Origin of the sequence: Ruegeria sp. Ofav3-42 (genome assembly GCF_022347725.1) — a bacterium.
In the GTDB taxonomy this organism is placed as follows: domain Bacteria; phylum Pseudomonadota; class Alphaproteobacteria; order Rhodobacterales; family Rhodobacteraceae; genus Ruegeria.
The window spans coordinates 19,091-35,190 of the sequence record NZ_JAKRGB010000017.1 but is presented as its reverse complement, the minus strand read 5'-3'; the positions used below and the strand labels follow the sequence as shown (position 1 = coordinate 35,190).

General features: G+C 54.5%; 13 protein-coding genes and 5 pseudogenes. 9 read left to right on the top strand and 9 right to left on the bottom strand.

Annotated features, from left to right (window positions below; translation table 11 throughout):
• Positions 1-15: 15 nt before the first annotated feature.
• A complete protein-coding gene (locus MHN28_RS20230; RefSeq protein WP_239344374.1) occupies positions 16-987 on the bottom strand; it encodes an AraC family transcriptional regulator in 972 nt (323 codons plus the stop codon).
• 121 nt (positions 988-1,108) lie between these two features.
• Between MHN28_RS20230 and MHN28_RS20225 the strand changes: the two genes are divergently transcribed.
• The 5 genes and pseudogenes from MHN28_RS20225 to MHN28_RS20205 all read left to right on the top strand — a co-directional run bounded on the left by MHN28_RS20225 (position 1,109) and on the right by MHN28_RS20205 (position 5,325).
• Complete coding sequence (locus tag MHN28_RS20225; RefSeq protein ID WP_239344373.1) at positions 1,109-1,567, top strand: cupin domain-containing protein; 459 nt, start codon at positions 1,109-1,111, stop codon at positions 1,565-1,567.
• Between the two features lie 12 nt (positions 1,568-1,579).
• Positions 1,580-3,067 carry an NAD(P)/FAD-dependent oxidoreductase gene (locus tag MHN28_RS20220; protein ID WP_239344372.1) on the top strand — a complete coding sequence of 496 codons (1,488 nt, stop codon included), beginning with the start codon at positions 1,580-1,582 and terminating at the stop codon, positions 3,065-3,067.
• Between the two features lie 100 nt (positions 3,068-3,167).
• Positions 3,168-3,299: pseudogene (locus MHN28_RS20215) on the top strand (IS6 family transposase); the annotation flags it as partial.
• Positions 3,300-3,386: 87 nt separating this feature from the next.
• Positions 3,387-4,009, top strand: a pseudogene (locus MHN28_RS20210) (IS6 family transposase).
• A 335-nt stretch (positions 4,010-4,344) separates the two neighbouring features.
• Entirely contained in the window at positions 4,345-5,325 is a 981-nt protein-coding gene (locus tag MHN28_RS20205) for a murein L,D-transpeptidase catalytic domain family protein (RefSeq protein ID WP_239344371.1), read from the top strand.
• A 216-nt stretch (positions 5,326-5,541) separates the two neighbouring features.
• On the opposite strand, the gene MHN28_RS20200 is transcribed toward MHN28_RS20205, so the two are convergent.
• On the bottom strand, positions 5,542-5,823 hold the full coding sequence (locus MHN28_RS20200) for an HlyU family transcriptional regulator (RefSeq protein ID WP_239344370.1): 282 nt from the start codon (positions 5,821-5,823) through the stop codon (positions 5,542-5,544).
• Positions 5,824-6,358: 535 nt separating this feature from the next.
• Positions 6,359-7,049: pseudogene (locus tag MHN28_RS20195) on the bottom strand (IS6 family transposase).
• 66 nt (positions 7,050-7,115) lie between these two features.
• Between MHN28_RS20195 and MHN28_RS20190 the strand changes: the two are divergent.
• A pseudogene (locus MHN28_RS20190) lies at positions 7,116-7,502 on the top strand (sterol desaturase family protein); the annotation flags it as partial.
• Positions 7,503-7,662: 160 nt separating this feature from the next.
• Here the strand turns inward: MHN28_RS20190 and MHN28_RS20185 are convergent.
• From MHN28_RS20185 to MHN28_RS20160, 6 genes and pseudogenes are all read right to left on the bottom strand, one after another.
• Entirely contained in the window at positions 7,663-8,322 is a 660-nt protein-coding gene (locus MHN28_RS20185) for a hypothetical protein (RefSeq protein ID WP_239344369.1), read from the bottom strand.
• 3 nt (positions 8,323-8,325) lie between these two features.
• Entirely contained in the window at positions 8,326-9,726 is a 1,401-nt protein-coding gene (locus MHN28_RS20180) for a selenium-binding family protein (RefSeq protein ID WP_239344368.1), read from the bottom strand.
• A 408-nt stretch (positions 9,727-10,134) separates the two neighbouring features.
• Positions 10,135-11,520 (bottom strand): annotated as a pseudogene (locus MHN28_RS20175) (IS3 family transposase).
• 279 nt (positions 11,521-11,799) lie between these two features.
• Complete coding sequence (locus MHN28_RS20170) at positions 11,800-12,690, bottom strand: ornithine carbamoyltransferase (protein ID WP_239344367.1); 891 nt, start codon at positions 12,688-12,690, stop codon at positions 11,800-11,802.
• Positions 12,691-13,036: 346 nt separating this feature from the next.
• Positions 13,037-13,945 carry a cytochrome c gene (locus MHN28_RS20165; protein ID WP_239344366.1) on the bottom strand — a complete coding sequence of 303 codons (909 nt, stop codon included), beginning with the start codon at positions 13,943-13,945 and terminating at the stop codon, positions 13,037-13,039.
• 13 nt (positions 13,946-13,958) lie between these two features.
• Entirely contained in the window at positions 13,959-14,426 is a 468-nt protein-coding gene (locus MHN28_RS20160; RefSeq protein WP_239344365.1) for a cytochrome c, read from the bottom strand.
• Positions 14,427-14,513: 87 nt separating this feature from the next.
• Here MHN28_RS20160 and MHN28_RS20155 point away from each other — a divergent pair, with 87 nt between their 5' ends.
• From MHN28_RS20155 to MHN28_RS25120, 3 genes are all read left to right on the top strand, one after another.
• On the top strand, positions 14,514-15,359 hold the full coding sequence (locus tag MHN28_RS20155) for a LysR family transcriptional regulator (protein ID WP_239344364.1): 846 nt from the start codon (positions 14,514-14,516) through the stop codon (positions 15,357-15,359).
• Positions 15,360-15,675: 316 nt separating this feature from the next.
• Positions 15,676-15,798 (top strand): hypothetical protein, encoded by a 123-nt coding sequence (locus tag MHN28_RS25125; RefSeq protein WP_370645768.1) that lies wholly within the window; start codon positions 15,676-15,678, stop codon positions 15,796-15,798.
• Positions 15,776-16,093: a DDE-type integrase/transposase/recombinase gene (locus tag MHN28_RS25120; protein ID WP_370645767.1), complete on the top strand. Its 318-nt coding sequence runs from the start codon at positions 15,776-15,778 to the stop codon at positions 16,091-16,093. The genes MHN28_RS25125 and MHN28_RS25120 overlap by 23 nt, the downstream gene beginning before the upstream one ends.
• Positions 16,094-16,100: the final 7 nt, after the last annotated feature.

Here is a 16,100-nt window from a genome sequence, read left to right as displayed (position 1 = left end):
ATGGAGGCCGCGAATCTAGCGGGTCTCGCTTGGTGCGTGGCCGAACCGTGCGCGGAAGTCCCGCGAAAAACGACCCAAATGGCTATAACCGCAATCATAGGCGATTTCAGAGACACTCGCGCGGTTTTGACGCCGCAGAAGATGAAACCGTGCCTTGTCCAGTCGCACGTCGCGCAAAAACCGGATCGGGGTCATGTCGAGACTCTCGCGAAATGCCGTTTGCAGCGTGCGGTGATGCACCCCTGCGGCACACGCAATATCGTACAACCCGATGTTGTCGTGGAAGTTTTCATGGATAAAGGCTATGGCGCGACGCACATGCGCGGCAGAGCAGGGCGGCACCGCAGCGTTCATGAGGTGATAGATGTTGCTGCGTTGATTTTTTAGCAAGGTGACCGCAATTTGCCGCTCTAGCGTAAGAAGGTTGAGATCCTGCGCGATCGGTCGCACGCGTCCCGTATCAAAAGCCCGTGCCGCAATCAGGGACATGGCCCTTATACGTTGACCGGCCTTTTTCGAAAGCACCACTTTCGGGTCAAAACGCACAGGTCCGGGAAGCTCTGCGCCGATTTCCTCGGTTGCGACGCGTGCAAGGTATTCCGCATCGATCTGAACCATCAGCTTGCGGCAGTCACCCTTCCAAATCATCCGCGACGGCCGGTCGGGGTTTAGCAGCGTGCCGCAGTTGGCGCTTGCCTCGACCTCTTCGCCGCGATGTTCAATCCGGGCGCGGCCGGTCATCGGCAGTTGCAGCAGGTAGAAATCACTCAATTCGCCTGGGTTGATGGCAACGTCGGCGCCGTACCCGAGAACATTGAGCGAGACCTGAGCTCCGCGAACATGGTGGTGCACCACCTCAATCTGACCATTTGAGAAAAGTTCAAGCCGGTGATCGCAATAGCGCTGCGTTACGGCTGCCCGCGCTTCATCCAGCTTATGGGTGTGCAGAACATTGAAGTTTTCAAGCAATGTGCCGTGGTGCTTCATGCAAAAAAACTACCTGATGCGAAAACTATTTCAAGCCTGAACCTTTTTGACTCGCAAAGTGGATAAAGCCTCGGACCCGCTTCGGTGCAGGGTATTCCTGCAACAACAGCGAGGAAACAACATGGACCTGGGCATCACCCAAAGCGACGGGCATGTAGGCGACAAGGCCTGGAACGTTGTCGGACATATCTACACCCCGAAACTGCACAGCCCGAACGCCTTTATCTGGCATGCGCAGATCCCGGATGGCACCTTTGTACCGCCCCATATCCACCCGACGCAGGATGAATGGATATACATGCTTACCGGAAATCTGGAGGTCGAGTTTGGCCATGATGAAGGCAAGGTAACAACTCATCCGGCAGGTGCCGGTGATTTGGTGCGAATGCCGATGGGTAGATCTCATGGCATCTTCAACCGCTCCGGGGCAGAGGCGACTTGTGTCTTCGGTGTTGCGCCGGCGCGCAAGCTCTTTGACCTATTTGGTCAACTTGACGGCGTGACAGACCCCGACGAACTGGTGCGACTGTCAGCCTTGCACGAGGTCGACTTTCTGCCGCCGCCTCCGGACGCGGGTTAAGGAGGTTCAGATATGGCCAAACGCAAAAAAGTAGCGGTCATTGGCGGCGGGGTTTCGGGCCTTGCAGCCGCAAAGGCTTTTGATGAACGCGGCCACCGCGTCGTCGGATTTGAACGGAGCCACGATTTTGGCGGCGTATGGGAGCTCAGCCGGTCTTACCCGGATGTGCAGACCCAATCGCCCAAGGATCTGTATTGCTATACCGATCACCCGATGCCGGATGATTATCCTGAATGGCCCAAGGGTCCGCAGGTGCATGCCTATCTGCACTCCTACGCAGACAAGCACAATCTGCAGCGTCTCTTCCGGCTCAATACCAATGTGGCTTCCATGGATCGGCGTTCGGACGGGCAACCCGGTTGGACCCTGATGCTGGACTCCGGCGGCCAGCACTGGACCGAGGATTTTGACTTCGTGGCCATTGGCACCGGACAATTCTCGGACAAGAACATCATTACCCATCCCGGTCAGGAGTCCTTTGAAGCGGCCGGTGGACAGGTCATGCATTCGTCCGAATATACAGACCCTTCGGTGGTAAAAGGCAAACGTGTCGTGGTGCTGGGCGGGTCGAAGTCCGCCACGGATATTGCGGTCAATGCCGTCAAGAACGGCGCGCGGTCTGTCCATTGGGTCTATCGCGAACGGATGTGGCGCATTCCCTATTTCGTGGGCGGCATCAACTTCAAGCGGCTGCTTTACATGCGGGCGCAGGAACAGCAGTTCAATTCGTGGGGCAGGACCGGACTGCAACGCACAATCGCGACCCTTTTCAAGCCTTTGGTCTGGGCGAACTTCCGTGGGCTCGAGACCTTGCTCAAAGTGCAACTCGGGCTGAAAAAACATAACCTTGTACCCAAGGTTCCGATTGAGAAAGATATCTCCTGTTCCGTACCGATCGTGACGCCCGGATTGTTTGAGACGTTGAACGATGGAACGCTCAAGAACATCGAAGGCACTTATGACCGGTACGACGGCAAGACCATTCACATGACCACCGGCGAAAAGGTCGAAGCCGATGTTTCGATCCTTGCAGTAGGCTGGAAGATGGGTGTGCCGTACCTGCCGCAGGAATATCAGGACAAACTGATTGAATCTGATGGCCAGTACCGGACCTATCGTCTGTCGGTTAATCCCGACCTGCCGGATATGGGATTTGTCGGGTTCAATTCGTCATTCTGCACCATCCTGTCTGCCGAGATGATCGCGAACTGGCTGGTGCGCTATGCCGATGGTCAACTGGAACAGCAGCCGACCGCGGCACAGATGAATGAGAACATCGACATGATGCTGAATTGGAAACGCCACGAGCGCCCCGCGGCTCAGATCTATGGCGGTCAGTGCTCGGCACCGTTCCATTTCAAGCATCTCGACGAGTTGCTTGCGGATATGGGCGCCAAAAAGAACAAACGGTCGAACCCGTTGGCCGAGCAATTCAGCTATCCCAGCCACAAGGCTTACGGTGAATACCTCGCCTCTTGCCGGCAATATCAGGCGGTGTAAGACCTCGGGCGAGCCGGATCAGAAAAGACCAGCCCGCCCGAAGCCGAGCAGACGGTATTGCCAATTTGTTCAGGCCAAGTGATCCAGCTATGCCGCGCTTATGATCATTCCTCCGATTATGCTCCGCCTGAAAGGTTTTCGCTTTCCTCGCGAGATCATTGCCTACGCGGTTTGGGCTTACCATCGCTTTGCGTTGAGCACAGCTGACGTCGATGACCTGTTGGCTGCGCGGGCCGGGCTTTGTCGCAAACTTTGGGCATTTCTGTCTAAGATGAGATCCTCGTGTTAAAGGCGTCTCGGATTTTGACAGGAGCCAGCTGTGGCGACCTCATTCAAGGGCGCGCATTTTCCAAAGGACGTGATCCTGCACGCTGTTTTCTTTTATCTGCGCTATTCAGTGTCGTACCGTGATCTGGAAGAAGTCTTGGCAGAACGCGGTATCTCTGTCGATCATGCAACCTTGAACCACTAGATCGTCAAATATTCCCCTCTGGTTGCCGACCACGCACGTCGCCAAAACCGCAGCTGCGATCGATCCTGGCGGATGGATGAGACCTATGTGCGGGTCAAAGGCGAATGGGTCTATCTGTACCGCGCCGTCGACAAACACGGCAAGACACTTGATTTTATGTTGTCAAAGCGTCGGAACAAAGCAGCCGCGACCGAGTTCTTTGCCAGGGCGCTGGAAGTGAACGGTTTGCCCCGCAAGATCGTTATCGACAAGAGCGGCGCCAACACGGCTGGCATCAAAGCCGTCAACAAAATGCACAAGAGTTTGCTTGCCCGATCCCCATTGTGATGGTCAGGCAGAAATTTTTGAATAACGTGATTGAGCAAGATCACCGCTTCATCAAACGTCGGATTCGACCAATGCTCGGCTTCAAATCCTTTGCGTCCGCCTCTGCAACGCTCGATGGGATTGAAGTTGTGCAGATGATCTGAAAAGGCCAGTTCGGAGCCGGAACCTGTCCATTCAAGCATTTCTCGAAGCTAGCCGTCTTATCACACAAAACTCCACCCACCTTCATACATCAAAGAAGTTTGCGACAACGCCGAACGAACGACGCGTGAACATAGTCTCCATGTGGACGCTAAGACGCGGAATTCCAGTCGCGTGGTTGCTCTTTTTTGCTTCCATGGTCATTGAAAACAGGACCAAAAACCAAGGGGTGGGACTTGAGGCAACAGAATCCATCCTTCCAACAATTCCGATCCACAGTCTGGCCGGTTTTCTGTGTTAGACTGGACCCGAGGATAGTCTGGCAGGAGCAGTCCCGTTGCTACCGAATTCACTCCGTCTCCCGATCACCGTCCTGATCATGGCCATCTTGGCCGGTTCTTTTCCGAACCGTGGCGATGCGCTGTCAAAAGAAATACCAGGATGGCTGCAAAAACATGTGGGCACAGCTGATGGTCAAATTGCGCCGATCGTCCTGAAACGGGCGCGTGCGCTTTATCAGAAGAAACTCCGGCAGGGCGAAGTTTCGAACCCCTGCTATATGGCAAAGGACGCCACGCGTCCTAGTACTGCGCAGAATGGCAATCCAGGCCGGCGGTTTTACGTAATTTGCGAGGCGCAGAAGTCGTTCCGGGCCGTTTCGTCCGGCTTTGGCAACGGGCGCAAACTGCACCGGGCCAATTTCGCAAACGGACGACAATGCGCGAAGAACTTCAGCAATGCAGAAGGTTCGAAGCTGACTGCGGGCGGATCATACGTAACGGCTGAGACCCGGACCTCCTTCAAAGGATACTACAGGCACTCCGGCAAGACGAAGCCGTTTTACCGCACATTCCTATTATTCGACGGGGAAGGAGAAACAAGCAACGCTCGGGAACGCGCGATCGGTGGTCATCCCGCCGTATTTCTCAAGTGGCAATGCCGCTTTAAGAATCCGCAAAGCACACATGCTGACAAGGATGGGTACGTCCCGTACGGCAAGCTCGTTAACTATACCGGCGGTCGTAGCAACGGATGCACAACCTGGTCGCAATCTGCATCAAAGGAGATATTGGCGCTTGTCGAAGGGAACCCGACCACACTCTATATCTATCCTGAATCGAAAGACATAAACGCGGTCGCCAAAGCGGTGAAGCAGGGAAAACCGCTTTCACGCGCAGGTGTTTATTGGAACGCCGCATGTCTACAAGCAATTGGTGCCCCGAAATTCTGGCCGAAAAGAACCTTGCAACCGATCATCAATCAATGGCGGGCATCCCTGCCCAAACAGCCGCCACTAGAACTGCCAATTTGCCGATAGCGGTTGATGCAAAAGGCCACGCCTAGGATTGAGTACTACGGATCTAGCAACCCGCTGGAAGTCGATGCCGTGTGTACGAGACCTCAGACATGTCCAAACATTAATTCTATCTTTAACCAGCGGGGGATGCGAAATGCGCCACGATTTGCTGCATTGTGGAAGTCTTGACGAGGGGTTTGACAGCGACGCCAAGCCGCTCTCGGAACGGACTAAAAGCTACCGGTTTCCAGAATCGAAAACACATTCGCCCTGCTCGTCGATTACCTGCTTCGCCTTGGCGACGCTGAAGCTTTCGGCCTGATCCTGACTTTCAAAGACATCCGCCCGGATCACCGAATGGGTCTTGCGATCTCCATTGATGGTCTTTTCGATACGGGCCGACAGGCGATATTTGCCTCCCTCGGCAATCAGGTCGGGGAAGATATCGAATCCTTTGTAAGAGACCGCCTCCGGCTCTGACTTTTCGCCGCCCCCGAAGAGTTTTGAGAAGAGTGACATTGGGCGATTCCTTTAATCGTTACTCGGATCGGAGACTAGCGTTGCCCAGAGCCGGAGTTAAGCGCGTTGTTCGGTCCTTTCACCGGTTCCTCGATCCGACAGTGCTTTCTGTGCTAGGTCTGAACGTCCTGATGCGCGGCGCAGGACCAGACCCCAGAAAAAGCGACATCGAACATGTGGATGTCCATTGCTTGTGAGTCACTGCCAACCAGCGTTCTCGCCTCCGTCCCTCAGGGATCGCTACTGATCTGGTGGCAAGCTCAGCGTCCAGCGCTTTTCGTTCGATGAGAAACGGCCCAAAGCAGGCATCCATCAAGTTATTGGGATGCTGCGCCGCAACCCGCATTGCCGCCATTCTCAGTAAGCGGTAATCACCTGCGGCACATACCGACGCTTCGTGCGTCGTTGCAACCGAACACTTTGATGGAACAGACATTCACCGACTAAGGTACCCGCCGTCGGCGCGGATCGCGGCGATGTACGGGGTGTTGTCACATTAACTTCCAGTCTACGCAGAAGTCCCGATGCTGCGAATTCAAGCTGCTTGAGTGGCGGCATTCCAGGCGTCAAATGCCTCGAGGCGATGATATCGGTTTGTCAGGGCTGAACGGCGACGAGCCGGGACGCTGAAGCAATTGCGGATGGTGGAATGGGTCGCCACGAACCGCTGTAGTCCACCCGGAGACCGGTACCCCTGCATTGCTCTTTCCCGCTTGCGGAACGGTAAGTGGCTATTCTCGGCACGGTTGTTGAGGCCCTTGTGCGACCAATGATCCAAACCTGGCGCGATCTCGCGTTTGGCTGCGCGATATGATCGCAGCTTGTCCGTGATGATCCGCTTGGGGATGAAACCAAGGCGCTTTATCAGGCGGCGCATTAGCCGTTTTGCCGCCCGTTTGTTCCGTTTCGGTTGGAGGATTTCATCCAGCACGACGCCATGCTGGTCGACTGCGCGCCAAAGCCAAAACTTGCGGCCTGAGATTCTCACAACAAGTTCATCCAGATGCCAGACATCGCCTGGACGATCCTGTCGGCGTCGCAGTTTTCGAGCAAACCGCGGCCCGAACTTGATGACCCAACGCCGGACAGTCTCGTAAGACGCATCAATCCCGCGCTGCAGCAACATCTCGAAAGCTGAGATTGAACCGGCAATACAGCCACACCGCGTGCGTGATGATCTGAGGAGGAAAGCGGTGGCGATTGTCGCTGATCGGCGATGAACTCATCGACGCCACCTACGTCCAATTCCAAACACGAGCAACCGAACGGAGGTTAACGTGACAACACCGTTACCTGCATTTGCGGTATTGGTTTTCGAAGTGCTGTTGAATGCAAGCTCTCTGTTCAACCACTCGAACATTCGCCTTCCCCTCAGAGTTGATGCAGCGCTGCGGCTGATAATCGTCACACCGGACATGCACCGCGTCCATCACTCAATTGACCCGTCGGAGACTAACAGCAACTTTGGGTTCAACGTGCCATCGTGGGACCGGATATTCGGAACCTATCTGGCACAACCTAAGTCCGGGCATGAAAACATGACAATTGGAATTGAGCAGTTTCGAAACAGGCGCAATCTTTGGCTCGACCGGATGCTCATTCAACCGCTCCTTGGTCGAGCTGACCGGTATCCGAAAAATCGAGTGAAGGAACCTTCGCAAAGTGACCCGGAGCTCTAACTGACTGCTCAAGATACCCGGCGAGCATTCAAAAACACTGCATTATCATGCGCTTTGGGTTCAATTCGGACATTCGAAGCTCAAATGGGAGGAGGCAATGTCGAAGCTGCGGATGCTGCAGAAGTCGAAAACCGGCGCGGCGCAGGTCGAAATCATCAACTCAATGAACGAACAGAAGCGAGATCGCCCCGACAAGAATTAGGCTCAGCGCCCAGACCGTGTCCAGGTTGAACCAGCTTTTGGATAGAAACCGCAGCCCGAGCCAATGATAGACACCAAAAGCAAGCACAGCGCCTGAGACGGTCATTGCCAGCGTGTGAGTAAGGGCGACAGCAATAGCAATTTTGGCGTTTCCAGCCATCAGATCAGAGGCGGCAGCGTGACTGGAGTCGGAGGCGATTGTGCGACAGATGCCGAGATAGATTGGAACGAGCATCAAGCCCGCGCCGTGCGCCGTCGCAGCCAGAAAGGACCATAGCGCAAGTCGAGACGGCGGAACACGAGCGAGAAAGCGCGGATGGCGGCGATTGAAAACGAGATAAAGGCCGAGCCCAATTACAAGACACGCCGCACCGATCTGAATTTCACGTTGCCATTCTGCCAGGAAAAGAAGGGCCGTGAAAGGGAACAGGATTGCGGCCATTGCCAGTAGGTGCCCTGTCGCCAGAGCGAGCAATGCCTTGAAAAGGCTGTTGTGGTTTTTGTCCATCAAGGCGGCAGAAACCGCCAGGGGCCAACCCATTCCGGGGTTAATCCCATGGTAGATTCCCGAGGCGACAACGGCCCACCACAGGGCCGTCGCCGTATCTAGCCCGTTCACTCGTCAGACAGACGGATAGCAGAAACTGTCGGTCGAACAGTCACCGCCTTCCAAGCGGATCTGATGGCTGCGGTAGCCCTTTGGAAACTCTACATAGAAGTTTTTATCCAGTTCCAAGCCGCCGTTTTCTCCAACATTGGCCATAACCATCTGACCACCCTCATCGTCGGGGTAGAATTGATCGTCCCATGTCGAATAAAGAGAGTTGGTCCAGTAGACACGCTTGCCGTCCCTACTTATTTCCACCATCTGCGGACCATAAGCGAACGCTTTGCCATTAGGATGTTTCGCACCCCGAGCAATCCCGCCGATCTCCACCTTCCCGGTCAGCTTGGGACTCATCGGATCGGAGACGTCGTATTGATGCATTTCGCCCTGCCCCCAACAGGAGACATACAGGTATTTGTCATCGAGGCTAAGATCGATGTCCGTTACCAGCGGCGGTACTGCCTCGAACCCCTGCAGAAGTGGTGGCAGGTTCTCGGCCTTCTCGGGCCGAGGATCAATAGTGATCGTCTTTTTTGCCTCAAAAGAACCGTCGTCCTTTTGCCACCATGTGAAAATCGCACCCTGCAGATTTGTTGTATCGACGACGACGCCGCAGAAACCGTAGTCTTTTGCCGGGTCGTGGGCCGGTCTGATTTCCAAAGCCATCTGGTGATTTTCGCCAAGATCAACAGTCTGGACGTTGCGGCGTTCGCGCAGATTCCAGAAATGGATCTTGTGACCGTATTTGTTGGACAGCAGATCTTCCGCGACAATACCGTTCTCGAACTGAGGAGGAAGTGCCCATTCCGAACTCACCATGTAATCGCGTGGCAGATTCCACCAGAAATCGTAGTGTTTGTCTTGCTCACCCCGGTCCATCTCGTAACGGCCGAGGATATCGAAGGTCTCGCAATCCATGATGAAGATACCCGGCGGTCCATTCGTGCCATCATCGCCGCCCCCACCGAGCGTCGAAACATAGATACCCTCCGGGCCGCAATGGATAGTGTGCGGGCGAGAGTATCCTGTTTTGGCAAATACTTCCTCAGGCTCAATGATCTTGTGTATCTTTGCCTTAAGCGGTTCTTTCACATCGACCACGTAGATACGCGAAGACCGAATGCCCGGAATGATCAGATAACGACGTTCGAGAAACGCATGCCCGGTAAGCGGTGACAGCGCGGAGGAACAGGCGTTCCAGCCGAAATGGTGAAACTCATCACCCTTGTTGGGCATGATGAGCTGATGAACAATCTGACCGTAAGTCTTCGATTTTGGATCAACATCTATGACTGCCAGCCCATCGGGTTCGGAACCGTCCGGGCTGAGCATCAACGTGAAGGCAAGCGTTTCCGCTGGTGCCTCCATGGCGAGTTTCGGGGTTGCGTGAAATGTAGGATCAGGTCTCAGATTCATAGCTGGCTCCTCCCAGGTCGTGGGCGCCAAATCTGAAGCAAGATTTGACTGATATCGCCCAACGCCAAGAATGCCACATATTCAAGATTCGTAAAAACCGGCCCAGAGCCGACCTTGAGCGCTATGTTCGAATGCTGCGTTTGCGCCCGCATTGCTGCCGTTTGCTGCACGAGCAAGAACCATCGGATGTGTCGCAAATTCTGGCCTCGGATTGACGGGAGAGCCTATGTCTGCGCCTCTTGCCAACAAAGTAACTATGAGCAGGCATTGGTATGATCTCGTTGAAAGGCGCGCACCTCCCGAAGGAAGCGATCCCGTATGCCGTGTCCGTCATCGAAATATTTGAACAGGAGCGGTGGATTGGTTTTGGAGGATCAGACTCGCTATAGTTTCAATCTACGCCGCGTTCTAATGATGCAGCAAGCGGCGTTTCTGGGTTGTCTGGTGTTTGATTTCCTTTCTGCGTCTGAGGATGGTTTCGACCTGACCGACGTTGACATCGGCGGGTGTTAGGTTGCCGATGCTCTCGTGGTATCGGTTGTGGTTGTAATTATCGATAAAGTCGCCGATGGCCTGTTCGAGCGCTCCGGGCAGATAGTAGTTCTCCAGCAGGATGCGGTTCTTCAGGGTCTGGTGCCAATGCTCGATCTTGCCCTGTGTCTGGGGGTGGTTCGGGGCGGCGCGAACGTGATCCATGCACTGATCTTCAAGCCATCTCTCCAAATCACCGCAGACATAACTGCTTCCATTGTCACCGTGCGGCCGGGGCTTGTGAACACCGGCGGCACTGTCGCATCCTGATGCAGCCAAAGCGTCTTCCAGTAATTTCGTGACATCCTCAGCTTTCATCGTGGCGCACAGCCGCCAAGCGACAACATAGCGGCTGTAATCATCGAGTATGGTCGAAAGATAGAACCAGCCCCAGCCGACGACCTTTAGATAGGTAAAGTCGGTTTGCCAAAGCTGGTTCGGCCGAACAGTCTTCTCATGGAATTCATCCGCCGCTTTGATGGAAATGCACGCCGGGCTGGTGATCAGATCCTGCGCCTTCAGAAGCCAATAAACGCTGGCTTCGGAGATAAAGTAGCGCCTGGTGTCGGTGAACCGCACCGCGAGCTTGCGTGGTGATAAATCGGGCTCATCCAGAGCCGACTCCAGGATCTGCTTACGCACCTTGTCAAGGATGCGGTTCCAAACTCTGCCTGGCCGGGAATGGCAATCCTCAAGCCCGGCCTCGCCAACAGTCAGAAACCTGTTACTCGTCGTACCAGCAGTAAAACGTCGTTCTGGGGATACCAAGCTTTTCCAGAGTGCGTTTGATCGGCAGGTGCGATCCGTCAACATGACGGATGATCTCAAGCTTCTCGGATGCAGGGTATCTCATTCGTCGTCGCCCCCATCTGTTACCTGACAGGCGCATGCGACGCATGCTGCCGAAAGGGTGCGAACATGCTTTTTTGAGCAGCTGTCCTCAAGGGTCAGGTCGTCTACAACCTCTTTCAGCGCCGATGATTCAGCCTTAAGATCCCTCACCTCAGAACTGGTGGCTTGGCGAGCTGTATCACCAGCCAGCCGCTTCTTACCTGCCTCAAGAAACTCTTTCGACCAGCTGTAATACAAGCTTGTGGCGATTCCTTCACGGCGGCACAGTTCGGAAATGCTGTCTTCACCACAAAGCCCGTCTAAAACAATGCGGATCTTCTCCTCTGCCGAATGTTGACGCCTCGTCTTCCTGCAGATGTCTTTGACGACCCTCTCTGCCGAAGCTTTGTGTTTCCCGGACACCATTCTCATCTCCACTATCTAATGGTTACGATGAGCCTGAAACTCCCTTCAAGCAGACTTACGAGACAAAGTCGCCAATGGCTGCATTAGTCCAAGTTTATCCGCTCGCCCGCCTTTTCAACCCGATAAAACCAACGTCGGGTTTATGCAGTTCACGACTTGCTGCGGTTGCAAAGGCTAAACGAGGGATGAACGGCCGATATGGGCTCATAACACTATCCGCATTCGCCGCAGAAAATTGCTGCAATGAATCCAAAAGCTTGATGCTGTAAGCTTCAAGACAGAGTGCTATCGTGTAGCAATGACCTGTTCAACGAAGGCGTTCTGGGCGTGCATTAAAAAGGCCTTTGCAGGGATTGCCACACATCTGGGATGGTGCATCGCATCCGTTGTCACTTCTTCCCCGCGAGTCACCGGTGGACAGGGAATAAACATGACGTCAGGTCCGCAAGTGTCCAAAAATGCGGCATCTATGCGCTGTTGTAAGAGCGCGGCACGATCCATTTCTGTGGCGTTGGGCGACCAACAATCGGTTATGATGACATCTGCATCTCTTGCTGCATCAAGGTCCTCGGTTGTCGACAAGTTGCGCCCTCTACCCGCTGGCCTGAGCGCCATTTCTGGCGGGGCAACCTGAACAAGTTGTATCGGCAGCACCATTGCAGCCTCTACCCATGATTGGGCGATATTGCCTCGTGGACCCACAATAGCCACGCGCAAACCGTCCCAAGATCCGCGTTGGGATAGAATATATGCCAGATCGCCGATGATTTCACACGGGTGGTTGTCGTTCGTACGCAGATTCATCACCGGGGCTTCGAGCGCGTCGGCGAAGTCCGTGAGCCGCTTCAAACTTGGGGTTCGAACGGCAAGCAGATCGAACCAATTGTCCATATACCCAGCCAGGTCTTCGACGGTTTCAGCCCCTTCGAGACGGGCCGAGACGGATACGCAGTCTCCTCCCATCGCCTGAATGCCAAGGGCAAGCGCTGTTGGATTGCGCCACCCGGGCAGTTCCGCAATCAAGCCAACCCGAGCGTTGACAAGTGATTGAGGCATTCTTCTTTGCGCCCAAAGCTCGGCGAGTGCTATCGCACGACGGGCAAGGTTTTCATGCTCGTCTTTATTCAGATTGGAGACGGACAACAGATCAGAAGTGAGTAATTTTTGAGTCTTCATACAAGTGCTTACCGCGAATGAATCCACGAAAACAGAGTATAAGCAGACCTTCGAACAGGCGCAGCGAAAGACTGCATTGTCCGCGCGATTCCACACCACTTGGCGGAACTGAATGTCCGAACTGCGCCGCTCGCGGCTCTCTGCGTAAGCAAAGCGAAATATGGCAATTAAGGACAGATAAAGGCTCGTTCGACCAGTTGCAGCATGGTGCAGAAAAACGTCAGATGCGAGCCCGTGGTGACCTCATGTCGTTCGCAATTGGGAAAAGGGAAATAGAGCCGCTGGGTTTTCTACCTGCGAACAGGGAAAATATCCTTGGCATCCGCATCGCAGCCTCAAACACCTGTTACTCTGATGGTAGCTCAATCTGCGGCACAGGAACGGCCTTGAGATAAGCGGCAATCGCTAAACGTTCGTCATCGCTCAATCGAGAAGTATTCTCGATAACTTCAACCATTTCACCGCCGGCGCTGTCATAATCCGGTGTGAAGCCCGACTTCAGGTATTCCGCAATGTCAGCTTCGGACCAATCAAGCTGGTCTGCGGTCAGTCCTGGGATGCGACCTTTTCCGCTTGGGTTTGGTGCGCCGGTCAGCCAGAGATCACGTTTCAATCCACCCAATCCGTTTCGCGGTGTATGGCATTCAGCGCAATGTCCCAGCGCCTCCACCAGATACCGGCCTCGGATCTGTTGGTCAGTCAGGTCGCCTTCAACCACCCAGCCTGGCTCCAGGTACAATAGCTTCCATCCGCCCAGCCCGCGTCGAACATTGAAAGGGAAGCCAACCTCATGCGCTTTACTTTCAATCGCCGCCGCTGGCAGGGAGGCGAGGAATGCATGGAGCGACGCGACATCTTCGGCTGTCATGTTTGCGTAGGATGTATAAGGAAACGCTGGATAATAATGCTGCCCATTGGGTCCAGTCCCATGAACCAGGGCATTGGCCAGATCCAGCGCGGACCACGACCCAATTCCGACCTTCGGATCACTGGAAATGTTCGGAGCAAAGAAAGTGCCAAAATCCGTCTCAAACTGACGACCGCCAGATAGAATGAGCTTTTCCGCTCCCTCGGCGTCCGGAGCAGAGTGGCAAGATACACATCCTGCCGCGTAGAAAACGACCTCACCTCTTGCGAGATCAGGGGTAGCGCCTTCCAGTTGCGCCCGATCAACTCTCTGCGGTCGGGTCAGCACTAAACCGGCCAGCCCGACCAGAACTGCCACAAGAGCGGCGAAAACGAAAACCCGCCGCATAGCCAGCGCTCCTTTAATCTTTCGGTGCTCTATAAGCTTTATGACATGCCGAGCAGGCGCCGCCCAAATCACCCATCGCCCCTTTAAGCGCCTCGACATCTTGTCCTGCCGCAGCCTGCATCGCAACAGCGGCGTCGGCCAAAGCCTGTCCCTTTGCGCCTACATCCGGGAAATTCTCCCAAATTGCAGGCAACGCGCGGGTGGACGGGTCGGCCACATTATCGGATCCTGCGGGCCACATCGCGGATTGATCGATCTGCGTCAGAACGACGATGTTATTCGCGGCCCGTGTTGCCGCCTCGGCATCATATTCCGTCTCTCCCTTGGCCATGCCGCCAAGAGTGCCAAGATTGAAAGAATAGAGTTGCATTATCGAGGTCCGGGCCTTCACTGCTGGGTTTTCGCTTTCATGCGCGATGGCTGTGCCAATAACTGCTACTGACATGAGCCCTGCCGCAAAGATCGAAATTTTTTTCATCATGGTGTGCCTCCCTAATCAATACGTCGGAATGTTAGCTTGAACGAATTTTCTTGTAATTGTTTGTTATTCGTCATCACCTGTTAATTTATGAACAGCCGAAACTGGGATGATATTCGATACGTGCTCGCCGTTAGAAAATACGGATCGTTGAATGCAGCCGCTGGGGCCTTGGGTGTTACTCATGCAACGGTCATGCGCAGAGTTGCTGCACTTGAAGAACGCTTTGGATGTGTGATTTTTCAAAAAAGCCCATCAGGGTATGCCGCACTCCCCGAGGCCAGCACAATTCTTTCGGCGATGGAAAGCGTAGAAGACGCCGTGATGTCCGTAGAGCGGGCAATTGTGGGCGCAAACCGGTCCCCTGTAGGTCACGTACGCATTGCGTCCACTGATAGCCTTTGCCAGCTAGTTTTGCCTCAAATAATAAACGAGATATCGCAGACGTACCCCGGCTTGGAGCTGACTTTATTGAGCGGAAACAGCCATCATGATCTATCGCGGCTGACAGCGGACATCGCCGTACGACCCTCGATAAAGCTTGAAGAAGGGCTTGTCGGGGAACGTGCGGGTACGCTGTCATTCGGAGTTTTTGACGACGGCTCCCCAAATCGAAAATGGATGAGGCTTGATGGGGCGTTGAGCCGTTCGCTCCCAGCCAAATGGTTAGCAGAACATGTCAGTGCGGATGAAATGACCAACGGCGCAGATAGCTTTTTAGTGCTTCAGCAGATGGCTGCGGCCGGGGTGGGCAAAGCGTTTCTACCCTCATTTATTGGAAACGCGGATCCTCGGCTTCACCTGTCGATGGAAATTGGTCTCGAAATTGAAGTTCCTCTGTGGGTCACGACACTTGATGAAATTGCGCAGACTCCGAGGTTTTCCGTCGTCAAGCGAGCTTTGATTGAACGCCTATCCAATGCTCTGGCCGCATGACATAGCTCGGAAAGCGGCCACGAAGAGGGCGGTTTGCTAGTCAGCCATTTGGTCGTGGAATCCACGAGGTCTGCATTGAGGCTATCAGGTCGCCGCTGTGATGACCGCTTTGGAGATTGAACAGCCACTGCGAAGACCTTGGCTGACGAAAGCTTAGTCGGCCATTTGGATTGGAATGCTGAACGTCCGGATTGTGCGGTTCGAGACCTGCTGCATGAACAAAAGACCGAAGTGTGGTCAACAACCGCTCAGGGGGTGTTGTCACGTTAACCTCCGTTCGGTTGCTCGTGTTTGGAATTGGACGTAGGTGGCATCGATGAGTTCATCGCCGATCAGCTACAAGCGCCACCGCTTTCCTCCTCAGATCATCGCGCATGCGGTGTGGTTGTATTGCCGGTTCAATCTCAGCTTTCGAGATGTTGCTGCAGCGCGGGATTGATGCGTCTTACGAGACTGTCCGGCGTTGCGTCATCAAGTTCGGGCCGCGGATCGCTCGAAAACTGCGACGCCGACAGGATCGTCCAGGCGATGTCTGGCCTCTGGATGAACTTGTTGTGAGAATCTCAGGCCGCAAGTTTTGGCTTTGGCGCGCAGTCGACCAGCATGGCGTCGTGCTGGATGAAATCCTCCAACCGAAACGGAACAAACGGGCGGCAAAACGGCTAATGCGCCGCCTGATAAAGCGCCTTGGTTGTCTGACGTCAGCGCCAATGGGACAGTTTAGGTTGATTTGATAAGAGA